This is a genomic window from Mesorhizobium sp. M1A.T.Ca.IN.004.03.1.1 (assembly GCF_003997555.1).
Classification (GTDB): domain Bacteria; phylum Pseudomonadota; class Alphaproteobacteria; order Rhizobiales; family Rhizobiaceae; genus Mesorhizobium.
The window spans coordinates 1-321 of record NZ_RZTV01000131.1; the positions used below are offsets into that span (position 1 = coordinate 1).

The 321-nt window shown below is 61.4% G+C and carries 1 pseudogene; it reads left to right on the plus strand.

Going from position 1 to position 321, the window contains the following annotated elements:
• Nucleotides 1–321, plus strand: a pseudogene (locus EOD29_RS31010) (type I secretion system permease/ATPase); the annotation flags it as partial.

Genomic DNA, 321 nt, shown 5'->3' on the forward strand with positions numbered 1-321 from the left:
CTGAAATCGCAAGTCGAGGCACAGGACCGCAATATCATCTTCTCCGGCATATCGAAGGCCTGCCGCATGATCACCCAGGTCACCCTGCTCGGCTGGGGCGCACATCTGTCGCTCGCCGGCGAACTGACGGGCGGCATGGTGATTGCGGCCTCGATCATCTCGGGACGCGCGCTGGCACCAATCGAAGGCGCCATAGAAGGGTGGAACCAGTTCAACCGGTCGGCAGCCGCCTATAGCAGGATCAAGGGACTACTGTTGAATTCCCCATTGAACTTCCCGCGCCTGCGCCTCCCCAATCCCGAAGGCCGGCTCGATGTCGAA